Consider the following 25,274-nt stretch of genomic DNA (forward strand, 5'->3'; position numbering starts at 1 on the left):
CGCAGGTCCCCTCTCCCGTGCGGGAGAGGGATAGGGTGAGGGACCAGGTTTTTCCGGAGAGGGCGTGTCCCTCACCCCAACCCTCTCCCGCACGGGAGAGGGGGGCACGTTGTGCCCGTCATGGACCGATACGGCATGCCGGCGGGGTGAATGGAGCATTGGACGAAGCAGGGAGGGGTATGATGGCACAGACCATCGGGTTCATCGGTCTCGGCAACATGGGCGGCCCCATGGCGGCCAACCTCGTGAAGGCGGGGCACACGGTGCGCGGGTTCGACCTCGCGCCGGCCTCCCTGGAGGCGGCTCGGGCCGCGGGGATCGCGGTGGCGGGCTCGGCCCTGGAGGCGGCCGAGGGCGCCGAGGTGGTGGTCACCATGCTGCCCGCCGGGCGTCACGTGGTCGAGGTCTGGACCCAGCTCGCCGACGCCCTGCCGGCCGGCACCCTGCTGATCGATTCCTCGACCGTGGACGTCGAGAGTTCGCGCAAGGCCCACGGCCTCGCCGAGGCGCGCGGCTGCCTGTCCGTGGATGCGCCGGTCTCCGGCGGCACCGGGGGCGCCAAGGCCGGGACGCTGACCTTCATGGCCGGGGGCGCCGAGGCGGCCTTCGCGAAGGCTGAGCCCCTGCTGAAGGCCATGGGCAAGAACGTGTTCCATTGCGGCGCGCCCGGCGCCGGGCAGGCGGCCAAGATCTGCAACAACATGATCCTCGGGATCTCGATGATCGGCGTCAGCGAGGCCTTCGCGCTGGGCGAGAAGCTCGGGCTGTCGCATCAGGCGCTCTACGACGTCGCCTCGGTCTCCTCCGGCCAGTGCTGGTCGCTGACCACCTATTGCCCGGTCCCGGGCCCGGTGCCGACCTCGCCGGCCAATGCCGGCTACAAGCCGGGCTTCGCCGCCGCGCTGATGCTCAAGGATCTCCGGCTGGCGCAGGCCGCCGCCCTCGCGTCGGGGGCCGCGACCCCGCTGGGGGCCGAGGCCGCACAGATCTACGGGCTGTTCGAGGGCCTGGGCCACGGGGGAGAGGACTTTTCCGCGATCATCCGTATGCTTCGCGGATCGGGGAGTGAGTCGTGATGGACGCGTACGAGACGATCCTGACGGAGACGCGCGGGCGGGTCCTGCTCATCACCCTCAACCGCCCGAAGGCGCTCAACGCCATCAACGCGCAGCTCACCCGTGAGGTGATCCGGGCCGCGACCGAGGCGGATGCCGATCCGGGCGTCGGCTGCATCGTCATCACCGGATCGGCCAAGGCCTTCGCGGCGGGCGCCGACATCAAGGAGATGCAGCACGCGACCTACGCCGAGATGTATGCGCAGGACCGCTTCGCCGACTGGGAGCGGTTCACGTCCGTGCGCACGCCGATCGTCGCCGCGGTGGCGGGCTACGCGCTCGGCGGCGGCTGCGAACTCGCCATGATGTGCGACTTCATCCTGGCCGCCGACACGGCGCAGTTCGGCCAGCCCGAGATCAAGCTCGGCGTCATGCCGGGGATCGGCGGCAGCCAGCGGCTCACGCGGTTCGTCGGCAAGTCGAAGGCCATGGAGATGTGCCTGACCGGCCGGATGATGGATGCCGTCGAGGCCGAGCGCGCCGGCCTGGTCTCGCGGGTGGTCCCGGCGGACCAGCTGCTCGACGAGGCGCTGAAGGCGGCCGAGACCATCGCGTCCATGTCGCTGCCGATCGCGATGATGACCAAGGAGGCGGTCAACCGCTCGTACGAGACCACGCTGACCGAGGGCGTGCGCTTCGAGCGCCGGGTCTTCCACGCGATGTTCGCCACCCAGGACCAGAAGGAGGGCATGGCCGCCTTCGTGGAGAAGCGGCCGGCCCGGTTCGAGAACACCTGAGCGAGGATGGGCGATGGACGTCCTGGACCGCGATAGCGAAGCGCGCTTCGAGATGGCGTTCCCACGCGCGATCGTCGCCCAGAAGGCGCGCGGGCGCGAGGAGACCATCAACGAGCATCTCGTGAAGCTGTTGGCCTTCGACGTGGCTCCGGAGACCCGGGCGGTCTGGCGCAAGGAGCTGGTCCGGCACTTCCGGTTCCTGGCGGCGCTGCGGGTCAAGCCCGGCGCGAGCCTCGTCCCGGCGCGGGACTGGTGGACCTGGCTCTATGCCGACCCGTTCGAGAACAACGAGACCGGCTACACGGCCGGCCTGATCGGGCTCAACGCCGACGACTTTCCCCGCAACGGCCGCGCGGTGGAGGCGATCGCCGAGGAGATCCGCCATTTCCACGCCGGCATGGTGCAGCGCCTCGCGCGCGGCCAGGCCGGCGTGGACCTGATTCCCGCCTGAGGGCGGGATGCGGCCGGATCTGCCGGCCGAACAAGAACGACGGGGGGAACGACCATGCCCAGCTTCCGGGAGGCCCGCGATCTGCTGCTGGCCCATCGCACCGACTACGCGGCGGCGGTTTCGGCCTTCGCCTGGCCGGACCCGGTGCCGTTCAACTGGGCGCTCGACTGGTTCGACGCCGAGCTCGCAGCCCCCGAGAGCCGCGACCGCACCGCGCTCCAGATCGTCGAGGCCGCCGGCGGCGCCGAGCAGAGCCTGACCTTCGGGCAGATGGCGCGCCGGTCCAACCAGGTCGCCAACCACCTGCGCGGGCTCGGGCTGAAGCGCGGCGACCACCTGCTCCTGCTGCTCGGCAACGTCCCGGCCCTGTGGGAGACTATGCTGGCCGCGATGAAGCTCGGGGCCGTAGTCATCCCGGCCACCACCCTGCTCACGGCGGACGAGCTCGCCGACCGCCTGGCCCGCGGCCGGCCCCGGGCGATCGTGGCCGGGCCGGAGCAGCTCGGGCGCTTCGCCGGGCTGGAGACCGGCGAGGCGATCCGCATCGTCACCGGCGCGGCCACGGCGGGCTGGAGCGCCTTCGACGACGCGTCCGGCGCGCCCGAGACCTTCACGCCCGACGGGCCGACCGCGGCCGACGACCCGCTGCTGCTCTACTTCACCTCCGGCACCACCGCGAAGCCGAAGCTGGTCCGCCACAGCCACCGCTCCTATCCGGTCGGGGCGCTCTCGACGATGTATTGGCTCGGGCTGCAGCCCGGGGACGTGCATTGCAACGTGTCCTCGCCCGGCTGGGCCAAGCACGCCTGGTCGTCGTTCTTCGCACCCTGGAATGCCGGCGCGACCATCCTGGTGATCAACCAGGCCCCGTTCAACGCCTCCGCCCTGCTCGCGCAGCTCGAGCGCACCGGCGCCACCACGCTCTGCGCGCCGCCCACCGTCTGGCGGATGATCATCCAGGAGGACCTGACCGGCCGGACGCTGGCTTTGCGCGAGGTCTGCGCCGCCGGCGAGCCGCTGAACCCCGAGGTGATCGAGCGGGTGAAGGACGCCTGGGGCGTCACGATCCGCGACGGCTACGGCCAGACCGAGACCACGGCCCTGATGGCCAACACCCCCGGCCAGCCGGTGGTGCCGGGGGCCCTCGGCCGGCCGCTGCCCGGCTATCGCGTGCGCGTGCTCGACGCCGACGGCGCGCCGGCCAGCGAGGGCGAGGTCTGCCTCGAACTCGGCGCCCACCGCCCCGCCGGCCTGATGCAGGGCTACGACGACGGCGCCGGCCATCTATCGGGGGCCGAAGGCGCGCTCTACCGCACCGGCGACGTCGCCTTTGTGGACGACCAGGGCTGCTACACGTTCGTGGGCCGCGCCGACGACGTGTTCAAGTCGTCGGGTTACCGCATCAGCCCGTTCGAGCTGGAGAGCGTGCTGATCGAGCATCCGGCGGTGGCCGAGGCCGCGGTGGTGCCGATCCCCGATCCGATGCGCCACACCATCCCGAAGGCCTACGTCTCGCTGGTGGCCGGCGCCTCGGCCGGCCCCGAGACGGCGCTCGACATCTTCCGCTTCACCAATGCCCGGCTGGCGACGTTCAAGCGCCTGCGCGGTCTCGAGTTCGTCACCGAGCTGCCCAAGACCATCTCGGGCAAGATCCGCCGGGTCCAGCTGCGCCGCCTGGAGCATGACGGCGTCACCGAGGATCCGCACCGGGGCCGGGCCTACACGCAGGCGGATTTTCCCGAGCTGAAGGGCGAGACGGAACGCAAGCTCGACCAGACGGCGGGGTGATGGCGATCGCCGATCCAGGGCGCCTCTTGTCGGATCGGCGACCGCCCCTGGGGCGCGCGCGCGCCTTGCCGCCGTGCTGCGGTGCCCTCAGATTATCGGAACCGGAACGCTGGGGAATCGGGGTCGATGGCTGATACGTCCGCTCCCGGCTCGCTGGATCTTGCCGAGCAGGTCACGCGGGTGCTGCGCGCGATCGAAGAGTCGCAAACATTCGTGGCCGTGCAGAAGAAGCTGATGGCCGAAGCGGCCAAGCTCGAGCGCGACCGCGCTCTCGCCCCGTGGCAGATCGCACTCGCTGGAATGGCAGCCGGTGCTGCCTTCTTCGGGGCGGGTGCTGCCTTCGTGAAGCTGATCGGCCCCTGACGGAACGGTCAAGGTTTCCGCTTTCGCAATCCGATGACGCGCATTCGCGGCGCTTCCCAAGTCCCCCGTCGACGTTGTCCCGCTAGAGCCCGCCGCGGCGGCCGAATCGATAAAATTGCGCGGATCCGCTTCAGCGCCGCGGAGGCTCTGCGGCGCAATCCTGTCCTCAACAACGAGGACGGGTTCGATGGGCGCGGGGCTTCTCAAGACGGTTCGGGTGACGCTCGCCGGCGCGCTGGTGCTGCTCGGGCTCGCGGCCACCGCAGGGGCCCAGACCCTGGCGAGCCTCCCGGTGGAGACCGGCGCGAAGGTGCTCAGCGACGCGCGGCCGATCGCGGCCTGGGTGACGTTCTGCCAGTCCTACGCGGCGGAATGCGCCGTGGATCGCAGCGAGCCGGCGCGCATCACCCTGACACCGGCGGTCTGGGCCACCATCGTCTCGATCAACCGCCGGGTGAACAAGTCGGTCGAGCCGATGACCGACATGGATCATCTCCACGTCGCCGACCGCTGGGACCTGGCCGAGGACGGCATCGGCGACTGCGAGGACTTCCAGCTGCTGAAGCGCCACCTGCTGGCGGAGGCCGGGCTGCCCCGCCGGGCGATGCGCATGACCGTGGTGATCGACGAGAAAGGCGAGGGCCACGCCGTGCTGACCCTGATCACCGACCGCGGCGACCTGATCCTCGACAACAAGACCAGCGTGATCGAGGCCTGGCACAAGACCGGCTACGTGTTCATCAAGCGCGAGAGCCAGGACGCCACCGCGTGGGTCTCGCTCGGCGGCGTCACCTCGCCGGTCACCACCGCCAACCGCTGACCCGGATTTCGAAGGCCAACCGGTCGCAATTGTCCGGCAGGCTCGGCCGTTTGGCGAGGTTCAGGGACGCGGAAGCGGGAAGCGCGTGGCGAAGCGACCGTCCCGCCACGGATGCCGGATGTCCAATGCCGAAGCAGCATCCACCCCGTCATCCCGGGGCGTCGGAGGCGAGCCTGGGATCCGGAGCCGCCGACGGCGCAAGGCCCCGATGTTACGGTGGTTCGGGATCCCGGGCTCCGCTTCGCGGCCCCGGGATGACGGGGTCGTATTCAGGACCCCAAGCCGCAGGCCACGCTCCGTAAGGCGTACGGGACAGTGCGCTGCCGGCCCTCCGGACGAAGACCTGGAAAATCCGGGCCCCGGACCTCGAAACCCAGATTCGAGAGAACCCGTTCAGGCGGCGCGGCTCAGCGACGGCTGCGCCAGGGTGGCCACGAAGGTCTCGACCCGGCCGATGAAGCCTGCCAGGTGCGGGGCGACGCCCCGGAGGCTGGCGAGGTCGCGGACCAGGATGTCGCGCGACAGGGCGCGGTCGCCCTCGGTGGGCGAGCCGGCCAGATAGGCTTCCACGGCATGCTCGGCGATGCCGATGGCACCGGCGCGACCATCCTCGGCGAGCGCTCTGATCACCTGCTGGATGGCGGGCTGCATCGTGAAATCCTTCTCTGGCATGGGGCGATCCCGCGGGGGATGGCTGGGTTCTTGCGAAGCGATCGATCCGCCCGCGAATCTCGCCGCGGGGCACCCCTGTCTCAAGCCGGCAAAGCTCGGTCGAATCAAGGCTTTCCAGAGGGGAGCAGGGCGGCCATTCCGCCAGCGCATGCAGCGGGCCGCAGCAACGCGGATGCAACACCGCCTCGGTCGGGAACCAATCCGGTGGCTCGCGCGTTTATAGTCTCGGTTTTGACTATTGTGCGTTGCACGCCCGCGTGTCACCCTCCCGTCATCATCGGTCGATGGGGCGTGATCCATGCGGCACGCGGATGGTGGGATTCCGGCTCTCGCGTTCCTCGCGCCGCACTGGCGCGGATGGTCCGCCCCGCTGCGCCGAGCCCGGCAGGCCGCGAGCCTCGCCCTGGTGGGCACGATCCTGATGCTCGGGGGCGCCAACATCCGCGCCCATGCCCGCCTGACCCTCCCCGATGGCGCGCCCGCTCCCGAAGCCAGCGGCCCGGTCGGCGCGATCGCGGGCTGGACGGAGTTCTGCCGGCGCATGCCGGAGGAATGCACCCTCGACGTCGCGCAGCCCGCCGCGATCCCGCTCACCGTGGCGGTGTGGCGGACCCTGCGGAGCGTCAACCGCCGGGTCAACGCGCGCATCCGGCCGATCACCGATCAGGCCCATTGGGGCGTGGTCGATCGCTGGGACTTCCCGGATGACGGCTTCGGCGACTGCGAGGATTACCAGCTGTTGAAGCGCCGGATGCTGGCCGAGCGCGGCCTCTCGCGGCGGGCCCTATTGATGACCGTCGTGATCGACGAGACCAATGCCGGACACGCGGTGCTGACGGTGCGCACCGACCACGGCGACTTCATCCTCGACAACAAGACCGACGCGATCCGCCCCTGGCGGCGCACCGGCTACAGCTTCATCAAGCGCGCGGGCCAGGACGGCCAGGCCTGGGTCTCGCTGGAGGGCAAGGAGGGCGCCGCCCAGGTAGCGACCGCGGAGCCCTAGCGCCGCTCACGCCCCGACCAGCATCGCCGCCAGATCGAGGGCGACCCGGCCCGACAGCAGGCCCCAGCCGCAGGCGATCACGGTCGCCAGCATCACGAACGGCATCGGGCGGCCCTCGATCTTCCGGCCGCGCACGGTGTTGCGCAGGATGATGAAAGGGGCCGAGAAGGCCAGCATCGGCAGGGCCGCCACCGCGGGCAGGCCGCCCCGCTCCAGCAGGCTGAAGCTCGCCCGCCGCGCCGCGAACAGCTCAAAGGCGCTGGCGATCAGCCCGGACAGCGCCAGGCCGATGCACAACGTCCGGATCGACTCCAGGGCGGCGGGCGTGAGGACCATTATTCGCGCTCCTAAACAGGCTGCGCGGAGTTTAGTCACACGATTTACCGGATGTTAAGCAATCACCCGGGTTAGCGTTAACCTGTACACAGGAGCGGGCCGGTGGAACCCGGCCCGCGCGCCCTGCCTCAGGCCTCCTCCTCGAGGTCGATGTCGAGGATCGCCATGCGGAAGACGAAGGAATCGTCGCCGTCCTCCTTGTCGTCGGCGATCACACCGATCGACTCCTCGCCGATGAACACCTCGGCGGTATCGCCGGTCTTCATCGCGGTCAGGCGGATGTTGTTGTTGGCGAACTTGCGGCGCAGGTAGTCCTGCAGCTTCGCGGTCTCGGCTTTGGTCACGCTGTCTTGCCTCCCCTGTCGGCGTTGGCGCCCCGGATCGGCGCAGGGCTTGCCACGCAAGCGACGGAGCGGCAAGCGCCACGGCCAAGCGCGGTGGCGGCGGGTCAGATCCCGTCGCCCACGTGGATGAACTGATCGAGGGCGACCAGCTGGTCCATGGCCCGGGCCGGATCGTCGCAGCCGGCGGTGCCGACGACGCGGGCGGGCACACCCACCACCGTGGTGTTGGCCGGGACCGGGCGCAGGACCACGGAGCCGGCCGCGACCCGGGCGCAGGCGCCGACCTCGATGTTGCCCAGGATCTTGGCGCCGGCGCCGATCATCACGCCGCGGCGGATCTTGGGGTGGCGGTCGCCGCGCTGCTTGCCGGTGCCGCCCAGCGTCACCCCGTGGAGGATCGAGACGTCGTCCTCGATCACCGCGGTCGAGCCGACCACGAGGCCGGTGGCATGGTCGAGGAACACGCCCCGGCCGATGCGGGCGGCCGGGTGGATGTCGCACTGGAACACCTCGGAGACCCGGCTCTGCAGGTAGAGCGCGAGGTCGCGCCGCCCCCGGGTCCAGACGTGGTGGGCGAGGCGGTAGGCCTGGAGCGCGTGGAAGCCCTTGAAGTACAGCACCGGTTCCAGGGCCCGCAGGGTCGCGGGATCCCGGTCGATCACGGCGCCGATGTCGGCGCGGAACGCGTCCCCGATGGTCGGATCGGCCGCGATCGCCTCGTGGAACGCGTGCGCGACCAGTTCGGCGGGCAGTGACGGGTGCCCCAGCCGGGCCGCGACCCGGTGGGCGACCGCGCCCTCCAGCGTGGCGTGGTTCAGGACGGTCGCGACGATGAACGAGGCGAGTTGCGGCTCGGTGCGCAGGACGTCCTCGGCCTCCGCGCGCAGCCGCGACCAGACCGGATCGCAGACCGCGAGGTCCCCCGCGTCGCGGCTGAAGGCTGGGCTGAGGGCTGGACTGGCACTCATGAACGGTGGCTCGCGATCGAGGTGTCTGGTGCGCGCTTCGCTGCTGCGGATCCGGCTTCATGGCCTGGTGCGGCCGGGCGCTGCAGCGAAGCTCCGGCACGGCGGCCGGCGAGGCGAACGCCCCCGCCGTTGCGGGTCATCCTAGCACATCGTCCTACAGGGGAAGCCATGCGCGGGGCGCTTGGTCTGGGGCATCGTGCGTTCCGGCAACCCGGCCGCCCGTGACGGCGGCTCCGCCATAGCGTGGTGCGCCGCAGCGCAGCGATCAAGGGTGGCGGGGCTGCGAGGGAGGCCGCGCCTTTGTCGCTGTCAGCCGTTCCCTTGCGCGACGGGGCTCGGTTCAGCCGGCGACGGCCCCTTCGCCGAACCGCGCCTCGATCGTCGAAACGAGCCGGTCGACCATGGTCTGGAGCGGGATGTCGGAGGTGTCGACCGTGGCCGAGGCCCGGGCGTAGAGCGGCTCCCGGCTCGCCAGCACCGCCCGCAATTCCTGCATCGCCGAGGCATGGTCGCCGGTGGTGGCGAGGTGGCCCTGCTCGCGCACGCGGCTCATGTGCTCCTCCGGCCGGGCGCGCAGCCAGACGGTGTAGAACGCCTGGAGCAGCAGGTCGTAGGTCAGCGGCTCGGCCACGATGCCGCCGCTCGTCGCCAGGATCAGCGGGCCGGGATGCTCGGTGAGGCGGCGCAGGGCCGCCTGCTCCAGGCGGCGGTAGCCCTCCTGGCCGTAGATCGCGAAGATCTCCTGCACCGAGAGCGCGTTCTCGCGCTCGATCTCGGCGTTCAATTCCACGAAGGTCCAGCCCAGGCGCTCGGCGGCGAGCTTGCCGAGCGTCGACTTGCCGGCGCCGCGCAGTCCGATCAGCGCGACGCGCAAGCGGCCGCTCGATTCAGACCGGCTGCCGCCCGAGAGCGCCTCCTTGGCGGCGGCGATCTGGGCCGGATTCGCCTGGGCGAGCAGGTCGCGCACCACGGGCCAGTCGGGCAGGCCGTCGTTGCCGGTGATCAGGTCGTCGAGCCGCACGCCCATGGCGTTGGCCACCCGCCGCAGCAGGATGATCGACACGTTGCCCTGCCCGCCCTCGAGTTGCGCGATGTAGCGCTCGGAGAGGCCCGAAGTCTGGGACAGCACCTTGCGCGACAAGCCGCGCACGGTGCGCGCGTGCCTGACGCGGCGCCCGAGATCCGTGAGAAAGAGCGATTCCTGTTCCAACACGCCGCTCATGGCGTCGTCCGCTTTCCTGCCAGCCCGAAAGCAGAGTGCTTGCCCTGCATGTCTGCCACTTCAAGATGAATTCTGATTCGCAACCTAGGATCGAGCGGGTGCTTGCTCGACCGTTCGTGCGAAGCCTGGCGTACCCTACCCTGAAGTCTGTATTGCGCCGCCTGTATCCGGCCGCGTCGACCGGTCGACGGGCCATGGCCGCACCGGCCCAACCCTGTTGCTGGCGTGGCGCCTATGTGTTGCGGATCGGCCCGATGGTCAAGCCTTGAGCAGGATCCTCGTGTGGGCAGATTCTAGACAAGCTGGGGTTGTTTTGCCCCGATCCGACCGAGTCCGACTCACTCGACCGGGATGGCCGTGGCCTCGCGGACGGGGGCGACGGCGGGCGCCGCGCGGCGCGGCGTGGCGGCGGCCAGCAGCTGGATCGACGGGCGGCGCGGCGGCAGCGGCACGTCCACGGTCTCAGTCACCCCGGCGGCCGCCGCCGCTGGCGTCATCGCGGCGCCCTGGAACGCCGCGGCCGGCTCGGCCTGCGGGGACAGGCGCAACTCGGCGAGCTGGGCCGGCGCGGCCTCCGAAGCCGCGCTGCCGAGGCCGGCCGGACGGCGCGGCGGCAGCGGGACCTCAACGGTCTCGACCGCGGCCATCTGAACGGCGGCGCCCGGCGCGGCACCCGCGGCGGCGGGCTCGACGGACAGGCTCGCATACGCGACGGCGCCGCTGAGGGCGTCCGGACGCCGGGGCGGGAGCGGGACCTCGACCGTCTCGCTCGGCACCGCCGCCACCGTGGCGGCGGTGGGTGCGTAGGCCAGGGCCCCGGAGGCGGCGCCGGAATCCGTGACGCCGCCGCCGAACAGGCTCGCCAACGCGCTGGCCGAGGCCGCCACGGGGGCCACCACCGAGGCGACCTCGCTGGAGATGCCCTGGCGCTTGGCCGCGTAGTAATAGCCGCGGTTGTAGTACTGGTAGGCTTGGCTGACGTTGCCCTGGGCGGTGCGGTAGGCGCCCGCCAGGTAGGCGACGCCGTAGCGCAGGTTGGTCGCCGGATCGTACAGGCCGGCCGCGTCGCCGGTGTATCCGAGGCTGCGCGCCGTCGCGTGCTTGATCTGCATCAGCCCGAGGGCGCTGCCGCCCTTGGCCTTCGGGTTGTAGTTGCTCTCGCGCTTGACCACCGCGTGGACGAAGCTCGCCGGGACGCCGTTTGCCTTGGCCTGCTGCTCGATCAGCGCATCGATGTTGTCGCGCGCGCCCTGCCCGAAGGCGGCGACGGGCACGACCGCGAGAGCGGCAGCCAGGAAGAGGCGATGCATTCCGAGACCCGGTCCTGCTTCTACTGTGGTCAAGCTAGGTCGCGGGGAAATGAGGCCGGAAAGGGGCCCGGATCCGGCAGCCTGTGGGCGAGCGGGGTGTCGGGCGCCCCTGTGCCTTGTCCGCCACAGGGCGGCGCCGTCGGTTAACCATTCCGGTTATCCACAGCGTGTGGGCCTGGACGCTCAGGGCAGGATGAAGCGCGCGACCCCGTGGGCGAAGCCGTCCGCGCCGTTGCCGTCCGTCACGGCGCTGGCGGCCGCCTTCACGCCCGGCTCGGCATTGCCCATCGCCACCGAGAATCCGCTGCGGGCGAACATCGGCCGGTCGTTCCCGGCATCCCCGAAGGTCGCGATCCGCTCGGGCGGGATGCGCAGATGCGCGCTCATCCAGGCCACGAACTGCCCCTTGTCGAGCCCGGGCGGCGTCACGTCGAGATAATAGGCCTGCGAGCGGTGCACGGTGGCGCGGCCGGCCAGCGCGGTCCCGATCCGGGCCTCGCAATCGGCCAGGTGCGCGTGGTCCCGGCTGACCCCGACGATCTTCGAGGCCGCCCCCATCAGGCTGCCGAGATCGGCCACCACGCGCGGCTCGGCGTCGATCGTCCGGCGTTCGAGATCCGCGTAGGGGCCCTCCGGGTCGCGCAGGCACCAGGCCCCCGCGGCGAAGACCCAGACGTCGAGATCCTCGGCCTGAAGGCGCTCCAGCGCCGCCCGCGCGGCCGCTTCCGGGATCAGCCGCTCCTCGATGATCGAGAGATCGGGCCGGACCACGCTGGCGCCGTTGAACGCCCCCATCGGCAGGTCGAGGCCGAGGGCGTCGACGAGGCCGCGAAGGCCCAGCGGCGGCCGGGCCGACGCGATGCTGAACCCGATCCCGGCCGCGCGCAGGCGCTTCACCGCCGCGACCGTCGAGGCGGCGAGCTGCTTGTCGTCGGTCACCAGCGTGCCGTCGACATCGGAGATCACCAGGGCGATGCCGGTCGCCTTCGTCGCCATCGCTCAGGTCCTTCCGGCGGGGAGGGGGGATTCCGCGGCGAGCTGCGCCACGACGCGGCCGGCGACGGCCTCCGGCGGCGCGTCGATCCCCACGATGACCGGGTGCTCGTCGGGGCCGGGGATCTCCAGGGTGGCGAACTGGCTGTCCAGCAGCCGGGGCGACATGAAGTGGCCGTGGCGCTCGGCGAGGCGCCGGGACACCAGGGCCCTGTCGCCGTCCAGGTAGACGATGCGGACGCGCCGGCTCCCGCGGGTGAGCACGTCCCGGTACGTCCGGCGCAGGGCCGAGCAGACCACCACGCCGGATTCGCCGGCTTCCAGCCGATGCTGGATCCAGACCGCGATCCGGGCGAGCCAGGGCGCGCGGTCCTCGTCGTCCAGCGCGTGGCCCGCATGCATCTTGGCCACGTGCTCGGGGGTGTGGAAGCTGTCGCCGTCCACGAAGATCCAGCCGAGCCGCTCGGCGATCAGCGCGCCGACGGTGCTCTTGCCCGAGCCCGAGACGCCCATGACCACGAGGACCTGCGCCGCCCGCGCGGCCGCTCCGGCTTCGTTCTGCATCCGCCCACCCGCGCTCATCCGGACCACGCCGCTCCGGGGCGCCACGCTGCGCCATGGGGTTCATCAATAGGCTCGGCGGCCGGGAAGGAAAGGTTCCTGGGGAACAGCAGGCGATGCGCCGACAACCCGTGGAACCCCCGCTGGGGCGGCACGTTCCCCCCGGCGACGACAGAACATTTCAGGAACGAGGGTCCCATGGCCAAGGCAGCCGACAAGCACGACGCGACCCAGGACAACCCGAAGACCGATCCGAAGGACGTCTCGAACCAGATCAAGGATCCGGATCAGTGGACCACCGGCGGTGAGCCGATGACCGGGGCGCAGGCTTCGTACCTCAAGACCTTGTCGGAAGAGGCCAAGGAGCCGGAGGCCTTCGACTCGGACATCGACAAGGCCGAGGCGTCCAAGCGGATCGACGACCTGCGCCACAAGGCCGGCCACGCCTGAGCGACCCCGGCCCGACGCGCCCTGGACGGGTCCGGGCCGCGTCATCGGACATGTCGAAAGGTCGGCGCCTTCACGGGTGCCGGCCTTTCGTCGTTCGGATCCACGTCGCGAAGGCGATGTTTCGAAGACACTATTAAGCCGGCGGCAATGGGAACCCGGTTAGACGTTTCCATCGCGCCGGGCGGCGAGAGCGCTCATCGTCGGCGTGGATACCGGTTTATGCGTGCGCGAGCGTGTTGAACCAGGGGCCGGGAGACGAGCCCGATCGCGATACGATCGGGTGCGGATCCGGGCGCAGGGGAAGTCGGAGTCACGGATGGCGGAGCCGAGCTGCGAGGGATCGAAGGCGGCTTCCGGACGATCCCGCAGCCGTGGGCGCGACCTCGCCCGGCGGGCGCCGTCGCGCTTCGCCGCGGACGCCCGCGGTTCCACCGCGATGGAATACGCCCTGATCGGCGCGCTGATCTTCATCGTCGCGGCCGGCAGCATCCGGTATTACGGCTCCCGGATGACCCCGATCTACGAGCGCATCAGCACGACGGTGAGCCAAGCCAATTGAGGGGCGCCGTTCCGGCTCCGGCCGTAAAGTTTTCGTCGGCGTGCCCCGAAAAAGCTGTGCTTAGTGAGGATGAAACCGCTCGCTCGGCCGTCGCGGGCGCAGTGTGGCCCACCCGCTACGGACACCCCGGCCGCTATGGGCTAGGCACGGGCTCGGCAAAACCGATGGGCAACATCTGGATGCGCAAACTTTCCCTCGCTCTGCTCGCCGCGACGGCGATGTCGGGCTGCTCGTACCTGCCCGCGGCGGGTCCGACGGCGAGCGCGATCCAGGCCGGCGCGGAAGTCGCCACCGCCGACGGCGGCACGCTCGCCCGCTACGAGATCATCGACGTCACCCCATCCGTGATCGAGGCTCTGCGCGGCCGCCCCCTCGACAGCCTGCTCGCCTCCTTCGGCGACCACCGCCCCTCCACCGAGCCGGTGATCGGCATCGGCGACATGGTCTCGGTCTCGGTCTGGGAGGCCGGCTCCGGCGGCCTGTTCTCCGGACCCCTGGTCGCCGACCGCTTCTCCGCCGGCTCCAAGTCCGCCCTCATCCCCGAGCAGCCGGTCGGCCGCGACGGCGCGATCTCGGTGCCCTATGCCGGGCGCATCAAGGTCGCCGGCCGCCGGCCCCAGGACGTCCAGGGCCTGATCGAGAACGAACTCGCCGGCAAGGCGATCCAGCCGCAGGTGCTGGTCTCGGTCACCCGGCCGATCAGCCAGGCGGTCACCGTCACCGGCGAGGGCGCCGCCGGCGCGCGCCTGCCGCTCTCGGGCCACGGCGACCGCATCCTCGACGTCATCGCGTCGGCCGGCGGCAACCGCTCGCCGGTCTCGGAGACCTTCGTGCGCCTGTCGCGCGGGCCGGTCACCGCCACGGTGCCGCTGACCACCGTGGTATCGAACCCCAAGGAAAACATCTACCTGCGGCCCAACGACGTGCTCACCCTGGTGCGCGACCCGCAGACCTTCCTGGCGGTGGGCGCGCTCGGCCAGGCCACGGAACTGCCGTTCCAGGCCGACGGCATCACGCTCGCTCAGGCGCTCGCCAAGGCGCGCGGCCTGTCGGACTTCGCCGCCGACCCGGCCGGCACCTTCATCTTCCGGTTCGAGCCCGCCAGCGTGGTGCGCCGGCTCAACCCGGCCACCAAGCTCACCGGCACGCCGCTGGTGCCGGTGGTGTACCGGATCAACATGCGCGACCCCAACAGCCTGTTCACCACCCAGGCGTTCCGCATGCGCAACCGCGACCTGATCTACGTCTCGAACGCCCCGTTCACCGAGGTCTCGAAGGTGCTGTCCGTCTTCACCTCCGTCACCGGCCCGGTCTCCTCGGTGGCGACCGCCTACTATTACGCGAAGTAAGCACGGGACGACTTTCGCGCGTCGGCGGAAAACAATCGCGTTCCGCCGCGTCCTCGCGTATGGGCTTTGCGTGCGGTTTGGTGCGGCGCGGGAGCGCCCGGACGGAGCCGCGACCCGCCCGCGCCGGTGGCTGACTCGCGCAAGGATGCCTAGAAGAGCCCGATGAAGATCGGACGCGTCGTCTCCGCCCGCGGGCTGTTCCGGCCCACGCTGTTCCCCTTGAGCCTGTGTCTCGCGCTCCTGTCGGCCGGGCCGGCGGCGGCCGATGTCGTGGTCGGCGTCGCGGTCCCGCGCTCGGGCCCCTACGTGGCGGTGGGCGAGCAGGTGCTGCGCGGCGTCGAGGCCGCGGCCCGGGACGCCAACGCCATGGGCGGGATCGACGGGCAGCCCGTCACCCTCGACGTGCAGGACGATGCCTGCGACTCGAACACCGCCACCGCGGTCGCCAACCACTTCGTGCGCTCCAACGTGCGCCTCGTCGTCGGCCATGTCTGCTCGAACGCCTCGATCGCGGCCTCCGACATCTACGCCCAGAACGGCATCGTGATGATCAGCGCGGCCTCGGTGTCGGCCCGGCTCACGGACCGGGGGCTGCCGAACGTCTTCCGGGTCTGCGGGCGCGACGACGACCAGGCCCGGCTCTCCGCCGCGGTGCTCGCCGAGCGCTTCCGCGACCGCAAGATCGCGCTGATCCAGGACCAGACCCCGGCCTCCCGGACGCTGGCGGCCGCCACCAAGGACAACCTCAACCGGATCGGCATCAACGAGGCCCTGTCCCTGTCGTTCGCGCCGAGCGACGCCGACGACGCCGCCCTGGTGGACCGGCTCAAGGGCGCGGGGATCGAGGTGGTGTATTACGGCGGCGACGCCGCCGAGATGGGCCGCCTCGTGAAGGTCGCCGCCGATCGCGGCTACCGTCCGCAATGGTTCGGCACCTCGGCGATCGCGACGCCGGACTTCGCCAAGGTCGCGGGCTCGGCCAGCAACGGCGTGCTGATGACCTTCTACCTCGATCCGAGCCGCCAGCCCGCCGCCGCCGCCGTCGTGAAGGCGTTCAAGGCCGAGGGCGTCGATCCCACCGGCTCGACCGTCTACGGCTACGCGGCCCTCCAGGCGCTGGTCGCGGCCGGCAACTTCGCCCACTCGGTCGAGCCGAAGCCGATCGCCCAGGCGCTCCATACGGAGCGGTTCGACGTCGTGCTCGGCACGGTCGGGTTCGATTCCAAGGGCGACGTCACCGCCCAGGGCTATGTTCTGTATGTTTGGAAGGACGGGAGCTTTACGCCCGCCGGGAAGTGAGGACCGGGTCTCAGGCTCCGGCCGAAAGCCGCGCCTTGGCGGCCTGGGCCAGGAAGGCGGATCGGCTCTCGCCGGTCGCCTCGGCGGCCCGGTCGATCCGCCGGAGGAGGCCTTCCTCCATCGAGATGTTGACGCGTACGGCCCTGCCAGGAAGCTCGACCTGCACGAGCGCAATCATCGCGTCGCCGCTGTCCTCTTGAAAACCGGGATCGCCGCGCAACTCATCCAGCCCGCGTAGGCGCGGGGCTTCCTCGCCATCCTCCGCCATCCCGGCGACGTGGAAGGCCAGCATCTCGGCGGCCTTGCGATAAAGCGTGTCGAGATCGCCCGCGACCGTGGTCGCCCCCGGGAAATCCGGGAAGGAGGCGCCGAACCGGCCGTCCTCCTGGTGCACCAGCATGACGACGTGAGCCATATCCGCCATCTCGGTTCTCATCGATACTCCGGGGAGGCTTCTTGCCCAGATAGGTTTGCTGCCTGCCCTCTCACCAAACCCATCCGGCTTGCCGATAGATGCTGCGCAGGGTTCCGGTCGGGATCTCCGACTCGCCTGCGTCGATCGTGACCCGTCCGGGTTTGCTCGCATGCTTGAACTGGATGTGGTCTCCAGGGCCCTTTCGGACAACGAACCATCCGTCCTTCTGAAGTACCGTCATCACCGCACGGGTTTTGCGCTCGCGCGCCGGTCTCGACATCCCGGGAACACTTTCGGCCCGCCTGCCGCTCCGCGCTTCCTGGGTCAGGGATCCACGCGAAGATTCGATACGACAGCCTGATCCTTGAGTGTTTCCTCCTGCGTAGGATTACACAAGTCGCAGCCCAGAGCAACAATCCGTGTGTATGTTTGCGCAATACCCGTCCGTACGCGATGCGAGAATGAGGCTTCGCTGCATCTCGTCGGAGCGCCTGATCCGAACAATCTCCTACCCCCGTTCGGCGGCATCGACCTCGGCCCCCCGGCCCAGCCCGCGCAGCAGCTCGGCCAGGTGCGGCCGCACCCGCAGCTGCAGCGTATGGAGCTGGCGGACCGCCTCGCTGAGCCGGCCTGCGCGGCCGAGCATCCCATCCGCGAAACCGATCATCCGGGCGTTGGGCCAGGCCGGCTCGCGCAGGGCGTGGAGGCGGGCCACCAGGGCCTCGGCGGAAACGTCGGGTTCGGCCTGGGCGAACAGCATCAGCAGCGCCGCCGTGGAGCGCGACAGGCCGTAATGGCAATGGACCAGGAGGTGGCCCGCGCCGTCGAGGTCGCGCCCGAAGCCGAGGATCGCCGCGACATGCTCGGGCTCGGGCGGCACGAGGCCGTCGCCCGGGCCGAGGCAATCGTGGAAGTGCAGGGTCGTGCGGGCATGGGTGCCGTAGGCGGCGAACGCCTCCGGCTCGGGCGTGCCGGGATCGAGCAGCGACAGGACGTGGCTGACCCCGCTCGCGCCGTGCCCGGCCAGCTCCTCCAGGCCGCACACGGTGTGCAGGGTGACGTCGGGCAGGGGCAGGTCGGAGAGGGGCATATCGGGGAGGGGCATATCGGAATCGGCTCGCATGGTCGGGCGCCTATCACGGGGGCGGTGCGGTTTCGAGGCGCCATGGCGCCACGGCGGCGGCCCCCGTTCCGCGGGCGCTTTCGAGAACACCCGCGGACGTGCTACCTGCGCGCCGACCTTCCGCCGGCCGGATTGGACACGCTGAGACGAGATGCCGTTGGACGAGCCCCATGACGCGCCTTCCCGTGCCGCCGGAACCCGCCGCGCGGTCCTAACCGCCGGCCTCGGCGCGGCGATCACCGCACCGCTGGCCGCGCCGGCCCTGGCCCAGGGCGCACCCGAGCTGCGCTGGCGCCTGTCCTCGGCTTACGCCAAGAGCCTCGACATCCTGTTCGGCGCCCCCGAGGCGCTCAGCCGGATCGTCGCCGAGGCCACCGACGGGCGGTTCCAGATCCAGGTGCTCGGCCCCGGCGAGCCGGTCCCGGCCGAGACCCTGCTCGACGCCGTGTCGGCCGGCACGGTCGAGATGGGCCACGGCCCTGCGACCCTCGGCCAGGCCAAGGATCCGACCTTCGCGCTCGCCACCGCGATCCCGTTCGGCCTCAACGCCCGGGGCGCCGCCGCCTGGTGGCAGGCGGGGGGCGCCGCCGAGCTGTTCGCCGAGGTCTTCGCGAAATCCGGCCTGGTCTGCCTGCCCGGCGGCAATACCGGCGCGCAGATGGGCGGCTGGTTCCGGCGCGAGATCAAGAGCGTGGCCGACCTCCAGGGCCTCAAGTTCCGCATCGGCGGCATGGGCGGGCAGGTGCTGACGAAGTTCGGCGTCCAGCCGCAGGCCATCCCCGGCCCCGAGATCTACCAGGCCCTCGAGACCAAGAAGCTCGACGCCGCCGAGTGGATCGGCCCCTACGACGACGAGCGGCTCGGACTGCAGAAGGTCGCCCCGGTCTACCATTATCCCGGCTTCTGGGAGGGCGGCGCGATGCTGCACTTCTGGTTCAACGCCGAGAAGTGGAAGGCCTTGCCGAAAGCCTATCAGGCGATCCTGCGCTCCGCCGCCGCCGAGGTCGGGGCCGAGGTCCAGGCCAAGTACGATGCGCGCAACCCGCAGGCCCTGCGCCGGCTGGTCGCCGGCGGCGCGCAGCTGCGGCCGTTCCCGCAGGACGTGATGGAGGGCGCGCTCAAGAACGCCAACGACGTCTATGCCGAGATCGCCGCCAAGAACGCCGATTTCCGCCGGGTGTACGAGGCGATGCGGACCTTCCGGAACGAGGAATATCTCTGGTTCCAGGTCGCCGAATACACCTACGATAACTTCATGATTCGGGCCCGGGCCCGGGGATAGCGAAATCTCGGTTTCAAAAGGTCTTCGACCTTTTGCGGGTGAAGGGCGGAGCCCTTTCTTCTCTGGGGCTCGGCCCCAAACCCTGCCAAAGGGCTGAGCCCTTTGGAAACCCGGCCTTCGCCGTTGCCATCCGGGCGCGCCGACTAGGGGAGGAGACGGCATGATGGGGACCTTGAGACTCGGCCTGGCGCTGCTCGGGGCGGCGCTGCCGCTCCCGGTGCTGGCGCAATCGCCCGCCAACCTCACCGCCCTGCGCGGCCTGGCCCCTGTGGCCCGGCTGCAGGGGAGCCCGGCCGGCACGGCGGCGCTCGACGCCAACCTGCGGGTGACCGGGGACATCCAGACCGCCGCCCTCAAGCAGCCGACGCTGCTGCCCTTCCCCGAGCAGCAGCAGCTGGCGCTGCGGGACTGCTTCATCACCGACGGCAACGCCTCGGGCCTCGCCGACGGCCTCGGCACGGCGCTCGCCACCGCCTATCAGGCCCGGGCGCGCTACAGCGACGCCAAGACCTTCACCAGCGTCGCGCAGCCGGTGGCCGACCTGATCGGCTACACCAACAACGTCACCAAGTCGGATTCGAATTCCGGCAAGTACTTCTTCGCCAACGGTACGATCCACGGCACGCACCCGGTCTCGGCCGAGGCCGCCGCGCTGCTCACGGACGGCACCGTCACCGACGTGTTCGGCAAGGCCTACGGCCGGCCGGCGGGCAGCCCCGGGGCCGACCGGTTCGGCAATTCCCGCCCGTTCCAGACCCTGCCGCATCTCCAGGCCTATCGCGGCGCGGATTATTTCGGCGCGGCGTCGCATTCGTTCGACTGGCTGCGCGGTCCCAAGCAGGATCTCGTCGACAGCCCGTCCTATCCCAGCGGGCACACGACCTACGGCTACACCGAGTCGCTGATCCTCGCCCTGCTGGTGCCGGAGCGCTACCAGCAGATGATCGCGCGGGCCGCCGAATACGGCAACGATCGGATCATCGTCGGGGCGCATTACGCCATGGACGTGATCGGCGGGCGCGCGACCTCGCTGCACGCGGTGGCGCATCTGCTCGCCAACGATCCGGCCTATGTCGGCCAGATCCGGAAGAACCCCGCCGTGATCGACACGAAGGCGACGGACGCGGACAAGCACGTCGGCGTCACCGATTACCGGGCGCTCCTGACTGAGGCGCGCGCGGCGATGGCCGAAGCCCTCGCGGCCGGCTGCGGCGGCACGGTGGCGGCCTGCGCGGCGCAGGATACCGGCCGGTTCAAGGACCCCGCCGCCAACGCGGCCTTCTACGAGGCGACGCAGACCTACGGGTTGCCGGTCGTGCACGACGCAACCGCCAACGCCCGGGAGGATGTCGGCACGATCGCCCCGGAGGCCGGCCACCTGCTGACCGCGGCCTTCCCGGCGCTCACCCTTGCCGAGGCGAACGCCATCCTGACCGAGACGCAGGGCCCCGGCGGCGGCTTCCTCGACGACGGCTCGGAGTTCGGGGTCTATGCCCGGATCAATCTCTACGCGGCTTCCGGCAAGGCGGCGGCGCTGGCGGCGAGCCGGGCGGGGGCGAGCGCGACGCGCTGACGGGGCGCGATTGCGGGGCGTCAGAACACGGCGTGGTCGCCGCGCTCGGCCACGGCCTCGCCCCGGACCAGGCGCCCATAGTAGGCGAACAGGGTTTCCGACCCCGTCGACGGCGTGGCGTGCGCATCGTAGCGGCCCGTGGCCGGATCCAGGACGAGCATCGACTCCGTGGCGTAGTAGCGCCCGATGCGGGCGAGCTCGGCCTTGGCGGCGAGCGCCGGGACCCAGCGCCCGAGCGCGGCCAGGACGGCGATGATCGCGTCCAGCAGCGCCACCGGCACGTGCCGGAAGCGCGGCTCGCGCCCGAGCAGCGCGAACAGGTGCTCGCCCTGCGCCCTGGGGGTGATCGCCGCGCCCGGCCCCCCGATCGGGAGCACGCGGTTGCGCCGGGCGTCGTCGTCGATGCAGTCGGCGAGGTACTGGCCGAGATCGTCGTCGCTGATCGGCTTGCAGGCGGTCAGCAGGCCGTCGCCGAAGACCAGGAACGGCTTGCCGCGCCTCACGCGATCGATCTGCCCCGAGAGCGATTTGAAGAAGGCGGTCGGCCGCACGATCGTGTAGGCGAGGCCCGACCCGATCAGCGCCTGCTCGAACGCCAGCTTGGCATGCTGGAACGCGAGGACCGGCTTCTGGACGCAGATCGCCGAGAGCAGGACGACCTGCGTGACGCCGGCCGCCTGTGCGGCCTCCAGCGCGTTCAGCTGCGCCTGATAGTCGATCGCCCAGGCATCGTCGGGCAACCCGGTGCGCGAGGCGAGGCACGAGACGAGGACGTCGAACGTCTCGCCCCGGATGCCGTCGCGGGCGAGCGCGGCCGGGTCGGTCACGTCCGCGACCCGGGCGGTGGCGCCCGCTGGCAACGGGGCGGGCCGCCTGACCAGGCAGACGACCGCGTGCCCGCGCGACACCAGCGCCCGCACCGTCGCGCGGCCGATCGTGCCGGTGCCGCCGAGGACGAGGACGCGCCGCGACGGTGGAGCGTTCGATCGATCCCAGGTCACGATCGCGTCGTCCAAGGGCTCGGACCGCCGATCATGACGGCTTTCGTCCGCACGGCCGCTTCAATCCGCTGTGAGCGGGCGCCGCCATCGGACGCTCTCTCCCGAACCGGACAGGCTACGCAGGTTGAGACCTTAGTCGCCGTCATGCTGCGACCGCGGTAGGCTTGGGTCCCCTTTCCCTTGCGGGCTACGACGTTCACGCATCGGCTCTTATAGGGCGCGACGAACCCCCTCTCCCGTGCGGGAGAGGGTTGGGGTGAGGGATGCGACCTCTCCGGAAAGACCTGATCCCTCACCCGGCTCTCTGCGAGAGCAGACCTCTCCCACACGGGAGAGGGGACCCGCGCTCCATACTGCGCCCGTGCTGCCGACACCGATGCGTGAATCCGGTAGCCCGTGCGGAAGAGGGGGCGCTTCATGGTTCGCAACAACGTCAATGCCATAAAACCTGGGTCGCCCCCGCCGTCACGGCACCCGCTTGCGCAGCACGAAATTCCCCACCGCCAGGAATTTCTGCGCCCGCTTGCCGGTGTCGACCTCGGTGGTGAACACGTTGCCCTTGGAATCGACCGCGAGGTTGTGGACCCAGTGGAACTGGCCCGCCATGCGGCCGTTCCGGCCGAAGGCGCCCACCGTCGCGCCGGTGGCGCGGTCGAGGGTGCGGACCTCGTTGTTGGCGCCGTCGGCGTTGAGCAAAAAGGTCTCGTCGGCGTCCGGCCACAGGGCCAGCTCCCAGACCGAGCCGTTGGCCCGGGTGTTCTTCTCCACGACGAACTCCTTCACGAAGCTGCCGTCCTTCTGGAACACCTGGATCCGGTTGTTGGTGCGGTCGCAGACATAGACCAGCCCGTCCCGGGCGATGCGCACGCAATGGACCGGGTTGGCGAATTGCTGGCGCGGGGCGGCGGCCGGGTCGTAGGGGCCGAGCTTGTCGTCTGTGGGCGGCTTGCCGTAGGCGCCCCACATCCGCTTGAACGCCCCGGTCTCCCGGTCGAACACGATGATGCGGTGGTTGTAGTAGCCGTCCGCCACGTAGACCTCGTTGGCCGCCATGTCGAAGTCGACGTTGGCGGGCTTGCCCAGGCGGCTGGTGTCCCGGCTGTCGGTCTGGGGGCCGGACTTGCCGATCTGCAGGACGAACTTGCCGTCGGCCGTGAACTTGAGGAGCTGGCCGTCCTGGTCGCCGTTGCCGGCGATCCAGACGAAGCCCTGGCCGTCGATCTGGATGCCGTGCTCGTTGGTTGGCCAGTCGTAGCCCTCGCCGGGGCCGCCCCAGCTGCGCAGGAGGGTGCCGTCCTGGGCGAATTCCAGCACCGGCGGCGCGGGCTTGCAGCACTTGCTGCGCGGCGGATCGAGGCTCGCGGCCTTCTCGTCGTCGGTCAGCGTGCGGGGCCGCTGGACCACCCAGACATGGTCCTGCGCGTCGACCGCGACGCCCGCGGCCTGGCCGAGGATCCAGTCGTTCGGCAGGGGCTTCGGCCAGGACGGGTCGACCTGGAAATGCGGCGCCTCCGCGGGCGCGGCCCCGGCGGGCCCCGCGAGGGCGAGCAGGCAGGCCAAAGCCGGCAGCGCGGTGGAAAGCATCCTCATGGCGTGTCCTCCGGCGCCTGTCCCGGCGCTCGCGGGCAGCATGGCGTCCCGCGCGGCCTGGGGCCAGCGCTCCCGCCCCGGTTCGGTGACACGGGGGACCGAACAGAAAAAAGGCCACTCCCGAAGGAGCGGCCCGAAGTCTAGGGAGGAAACGCCCAAGAAGGGCAGCGGGATCGCGACGCCATCGCCATCCCGCGCTGCACAATCTGCGCGCATGGCCGAAAATTACAAGGCCGTTCGGACAGAAAGGCTGTCCTTTCGTGCGGCCGCACACGCATCGCACCCCCGCTGTGTCGAAAATGTCGCATCTGCATCGCAGCCCAAGAGGACAGACTTCAGGCGATACCGGGCGGCAAATCCGACGGCAAACCGTTGAGAAACACGGATTTCGCCGTGCGGAACCGCGGCCCTGCGATGCCGTTCCACTGCGGCAATTCATGACGGCCGCGTGAAGGGACGAATTCGTTACCCGCGCTAGCTGTCCGGCCAAGTCTCCGTCGGGACGGACAAAGAAGGACAGCGTGCGGGTATGGCGATCCAGGGCGAGCGGATCCGGGTTCTCAACGACGTCGAGCCGCGGGCGGACGGGCGCTACGTCCTGTACCTCCTCCAGCAGGCCAACCGCGCCCAGTTCAATCCGGCCCTGGAATTCGCCATCGAGGAGGCGAACCGCCTCGGCCTGCCGGTGGTCGCCTGCTTCGGCCTGCTCGACGGCAAGAGCGGTTTCCCGGAGGCCAACGCCCGGCACTACGCCTTCCTGCTCCAGGGTCTCGCGGATGCGAAGGCGGGGCTGGAGAAGCGCGGCGTCGGGTTCGTGATGCGCAAGTGCGCGCCCGCCAAGATCGCGATCGACCTCGCAAAGGAGGCGGCGCTGCTGGTCCTGGACCGGGGCTACCTCGCGATCCAGAAGGGCTGGTACCGGGAGATCGCGAAGGCGGTGAAGACCCGCATCGTCCAGGTCGAGGGCGACGTGGTCGTCCCCGTCGAGACGGCGTCGAACAAGCACGAATTCGCCGCCCGCACGCTCCGGCCGAAGCTGAACCGGCTCTGGGACCCGTTCATCGCCGACCTGAAGCCGCGCAAGCCCAAGCACGCGGCGAAGGGCGTCACGCCCGACGGCGAGATCGACGTGTCCGATCCGGAGGCGGTGCTGGCCGGCATGAGCCTCGACCGGGAGGTCGGCCCGGTGAAGCGCTTCGTCGGCGGCGAGACCGAGGCGCGCAAGCGGCTCAAGGCGTTCCTCAAGGAAGGGTTCGAGGGCTACGGCAACGGCCGCAACAGGCCGGAGGCGGCGGCCGCCTCGCACATGAGCCCGTTCCTGCATTTCGGCCAGATCTCGCCGGTGGAGATCGCCCTGGCGGTGCGGGAGGCCAAGGCTGGCGACGACGACGACCGCGGCGCCTACCTGGAGGAGCTGATCGTGCGGCGCGAACTCGCCATGAACCACGTGTTCTACACGGAGGGCTACGACGACTACGACAAGGCGGTTCCGGACTGGGCGCGCAAGACGCTCTCCGAGCAAGCCGAGGACGAGCGACCGAACCTCTATTCGGAGGATCAGCTCGCGGCCGGCGAGACCCACGACCTCTACTGGAACGCCGCGATGCGCGAGATGCGCGAGACCGGCTACATGCACAACCAGCTGCGCATGTACTGGGGCAAGAAGATCCTGGAATGGTCGCCCTCGGCGAAGGAGGGTTTTGGCCGGACGCTCCGGCTCAACAACCGCTACTTCCTGGACGGGCGCGACGCGAACTCCTTCACCAACGTCGCCTGGGTGTACGGCCTCCACGACCGCCCCTGGCAGCGCCGCCCGATCTTCGGCACGGTCCGCTACCAGAGCGAGAACTCGCTGAAGAAGTTCGACGCGAAGGCCTATGTGAAGGCGGTGGAGCGGTTGTGCGCGGCGGAGGGCTGAGGGGCGTGCTCGCGCAACGCCGCTTGAGG

26 protein-coding genes and 1 pseudogene are annotated in these 25,274 nt (G+C 70.5%); 14 read left to right on the forward strand and 13 right to left on the reverse strand.

The window, feature by feature from the left end:
- Positions 1-182: 182 nt before the first annotated feature.
- The 6 genes from mmsB (at position 183) to MFF40_RS07690 (ending at position 5,274) form a co-directional block, all read left to right on the forward strand.
- Entirely contained in the window at positions 183-1,076 is an 894-nt protein-coding gene (mmsB, locus tag MFF40_RS07665) for a 3-hydroxyisobutyrate dehydrogenase (protein WP_147898974.1), read from the forward strand.
- On the forward strand, positions 1,076-1,852 hold the full coding sequence (locus tag MFF40_RS07670) for an enoyl-CoA hydratase (protein WP_147898975.1): 777 nt from the start codon (positions 1,076-1,078) through the stop codon (positions 1,850-1,852). The genes mmsB and MFF40_RS07670 overlap by 1 nt, the downstream gene beginning before the upstream one ends.
- Positions 1,853-1,865: 13 nt before the next feature.
- Positions 1,866-2,303, forward strand: a complete 438-nt coding sequence (locus MFF40_RS07675) for a hypothetical protein (protein WP_147856900.1) — start codon at positions 1,866-1,868, stop codon at positions 2,301-2,303.
- Positions 2,304-2,357: 54 nt separating this feature from the next.
- Positions 2,358-4,091, forward strand: a complete 1,734-nt coding sequence (locus MFF40_RS07680) for an AMP-binding protein (RefSeq protein WP_147898976.1) — start codon at positions 2,358-2,360, stop codon at positions 4,089-4,091.
- Positions 4,092-4,217: 126 nt separating this feature from the next.
- A complete protein-coding gene (locus MFF40_RS07685) occupies positions 4,218-4,454 on the forward strand; it encodes a hypothetical protein (RefSeq protein WP_238260082.1) in 237 nt (78 codons plus the stop codon).
- Between the two features lie 187 nt (positions 4,455-4,641).
- The gene (locus MFF40_RS07690) at positions 4,642-5,274 is read left to right on the forward strand and encodes a transglutaminase-like cysteine peptidase (protein WP_147855631.1); all 633 of its coding nucleotides are present in this window, start codon (positions 4,642-4,644) and stop codon (positions 5,272-5,274) included.
- A 393-nt stretch (positions 5,275-5,667) separates the two neighbouring features.
- Here MFF40_RS07690 and MFF40_RS07695 read toward each other — a convergent pair whose 3' ends face one another.
- Positions 5,668-5,946 carry a hypothetical protein gene (locus tag MFF40_RS07695; protein ID WP_238260083.1) on the reverse strand — a complete coding sequence of 93 codons (279 nt, stop codon included), beginning with the start codon at positions 5,944-5,946 and terminating at the stop codon, positions 5,668-5,670.
- A 298-nt stretch (positions 5,947-6,244) separates the two neighbouring features.
- Between MFF40_RS07695 and MFF40_RS07700 the strand changes: the two genes are divergently transcribed.
- Positions 6,245-6,952, forward strand: a complete 708-nt coding sequence (locus tag MFF40_RS07700; protein WP_238260084.1) for a transglutaminase-like cysteine peptidase — start codon at positions 6,245-6,247, stop codon at positions 6,950-6,952.
- A 6-nt stretch (positions 6,953-6,958) separates the two neighbouring features.
- On the opposite strand, the gene MFF40_RS07705 is transcribed toward MFF40_RS07700, so the two are convergent.
- From MFF40_RS07705 to MFF40_RS07735, 7 genes and pseudogenes are all read right to left on the reverse strand, one after another.
- Complete coding sequence (locus tag MFF40_RS07705; RefSeq protein WP_147855633.1) at positions 6,959-7,288, reverse strand: DUF6949 family protein; 330 nt, start codon at positions 7,286-7,288, stop codon at positions 6,959-6,961.
- A 128-nt stretch (positions 7,289-7,416) separates the two neighbouring features.
- Positions 7,417-7,632: a DUF3126 family protein gene (locus tag MFF40_RS07710; RefSeq protein ID WP_147855634.1), complete on the reverse strand. Its 216-nt coding sequence runs from the start codon at positions 7,630-7,632 to the stop codon at positions 7,417-7,419.
- A 104-nt stretch (positions 7,633-7,736) separates the two neighbouring features.
- Entirely contained in the window at positions 7,737-8,600 is an 864-nt protein-coding gene (cysE, locus tag MFF40_RS07715; protein ID WP_147855635.1) for a serine O-acetyltransferase, read from the reverse strand.
- A gap of 340 nt (positions 8,601-8,940) precedes the next feature.
- Positions 8,941-9,837: pseudogene (locus tag MFF40_RS07720) on the reverse strand (helix-turn-helix transcriptional regulator); the annotation flags it as partial.
- Positions 9,838-10,160: 323 nt separating this feature from the next.
- On the reverse strand, positions 10,161-11,132 hold the full coding sequence (locus MFF40_RS07725; protein ID WP_238260086.1) for a lytic transglycosylase domain-containing protein: 972 nt from the start codon (positions 11,130-11,132) through the stop codon (positions 10,161-10,163).
- 183 nt (positions 11,133-11,315) lie between these two features.
- On the reverse strand, positions 11,316-12,128 hold the full coding sequence (locus MFF40_RS07730) for a Cof-type HAD-IIB family hydrolase (protein ID WP_238260087.1): 813 nt from the start codon (positions 12,126-12,128) through the stop codon (positions 11,316-11,318).
- A 3-nt stretch (positions 12,129-12,131) separates the two neighbouring features.
- A complete protein-coding gene (locus MFF40_RS07735; RefSeq protein ID WP_238260089.1) occupies positions 12,132-12,689 on the reverse strand; it encodes a gluconokinase in 558 nt (185 codons plus the stop codon).
- Between the two features lie 195 nt (positions 12,690-12,884).
- Here MFF40_RS07735 and MFF40_RS07740 point away from each other — a divergent pair, with 195 nt between their 5' ends.
- The 4 genes from MFF40_RS07740 (at position 12,885) to MFF40_RS07755 (ending at position 16,343) form a co-directional block, all read left to right on the forward strand.
- On the forward strand, positions 12,885-13,136 hold the full coding sequence (locus tag MFF40_RS07740; protein ID WP_147856752.1) for a DUF3072 domain-containing protein: 252 nt from the start codon (positions 12,885-12,887) through the stop codon (positions 13,134-13,136).
- Positions 13,137-13,452: 316 nt separating this feature from the next.
- Positions 13,453-13,695 carry a Flp family type IVb pilin gene (locus tag MFF40_RS07745; RefSeq protein WP_238260090.1) on the forward strand — a complete coding sequence of 81 codons (243 nt, stop codon included), beginning with the start codon at positions 13,453-13,455 and terminating at the stop codon, positions 13,693-13,695.
- A gap of 179 nt (positions 13,696-13,874) precedes the next feature.
- Positions 13,875-15,044, forward strand: coding sequence for a polysaccharide biosynthesis/export family protein (locus tag MFF40_RS07750; RefSeq protein WP_238260091.1), 1,170 nt, complete (start codon positions 13,875-13,877; stop codon positions 15,042-15,044).
- A 162-nt stretch (positions 15,045-15,206) separates the two neighbouring features.
- Positions 15,207-16,343: a branched-chain amino acid ABC transporter substrate-binding protein gene (locus MFF40_RS07755; RefSeq protein WP_238260092.1), complete on the forward strand. Its 1,137-nt coding sequence runs from the start codon at positions 15,207-15,209 to the stop codon at positions 16,341-16,343.
- A 10-nt stretch (positions 16,344-16,353) separates the two neighbouring features.
- Here the strand turns inward: MFF40_RS07755 and MFF40_RS07760 are convergent, their stop codons facing one another.
- The 3 genes from MFF40_RS07760 to MFF40_RS07770 all read right to left on the reverse strand — a co-directional run bounded on the left by MFF40_RS07760 (position 16,354) and on the right by MFF40_RS07770 (position 17,863).
- Complete coding sequence (locus MFF40_RS07760; protein ID WP_147856892.1) at positions 16,354-16,758, reverse strand: type II toxin-antitoxin system HicB family antitoxin; 405 nt, start codon at positions 16,756-16,758, stop codon at positions 16,354-16,356.
- Positions 16,759-16,828: 70 nt separating this feature from the next.
- Complete coding sequence (locus MFF40_RS07765; protein ID WP_238260093.1) at positions 16,829-17,038, reverse strand: type II toxin-antitoxin system HicA family toxin; 210 nt, start codon at positions 17,036-17,038, stop codon at positions 16,829-16,831.
- A gap of 228 nt (positions 17,039-17,266) precedes the next feature.
- Complete coding sequence (locus tag MFF40_RS07770) at positions 17,267-17,863, reverse strand: tyrosine phosphatase family protein (protein WP_238260094.1); 597 nt, start codon at positions 17,861-17,863, stop codon at positions 17,267-17,269.
- A 175-nt stretch (positions 17,864-18,038) separates the two neighbouring features.
- Between MFF40_RS07770 and MFF40_RS07775 the strand changes: the two genes are divergently transcribed.
- Entirely contained in the window at positions 18,039-19,163 is a 1,125-nt protein-coding gene (locus MFF40_RS07775) for a TRAP transporter substrate-binding protein (protein ID WP_378996580.1), read from the forward strand.
- Between the two features lie 160 nt (positions 19,164-19,323).
- Entirely contained in the window at positions 19,324-20,736 is a 1,413-nt protein-coding gene (locus tag MFF40_RS07780) for a phosphatase PAP2 family protein (RefSeq protein ID WP_238260096.1), read from the forward strand.
- A gap of 20 nt (positions 20,737-20,756) precedes the next feature.
- Here MFF40_RS07780 and MFF40_RS07785 read toward each other — a convergent pair whose 3' ends face one another.
- Positions 20,757-21,737: an NAD(P)H-binding protein gene (locus tag MFF40_RS07785; RefSeq protein WP_283206095.1), complete on the reverse strand. Its 981-nt coding sequence runs from the start codon at positions 21,735-21,737 to the stop codon at positions 20,757-20,759.
- A gap of 465 nt (positions 21,738-22,202) precedes the next feature.
- A complete protein-coding gene (locus MFF40_RS07790; protein WP_238260099.1) occupies positions 22,203-23,327 on the reverse strand; it encodes an NHL repeat-containing protein in 1,125 nt (374 codons plus the stop codon).
- Between the two features lie 529 nt (positions 23,328-23,856).
- On the opposite strand from MFF40_RS07790, the gene MFF40_RS07795 reads away from it, so the two are divergent.
- On the forward strand, positions 23,857-25,245 hold the full coding sequence (locus MFF40_RS07795; protein ID WP_147856856.1) for a deoxyribodipyrimidine photo-lyase: 1,389 nt from the start codon (positions 23,857-23,859) through the stop codon (positions 25,243-25,245).
- Positions 25,246-25,274: the final 29 nt, after the last annotated feature.

It is taken from the genome of Methylobacterium mesophilicum (assembly GCF_022179445.1).
Lineage (GTDB): Bacteria > Pseudomonadota > Alphaproteobacteria > Rhizobiales > Beijerinckiaceae > Methylobacterium > Methylobacterium mesophilicum.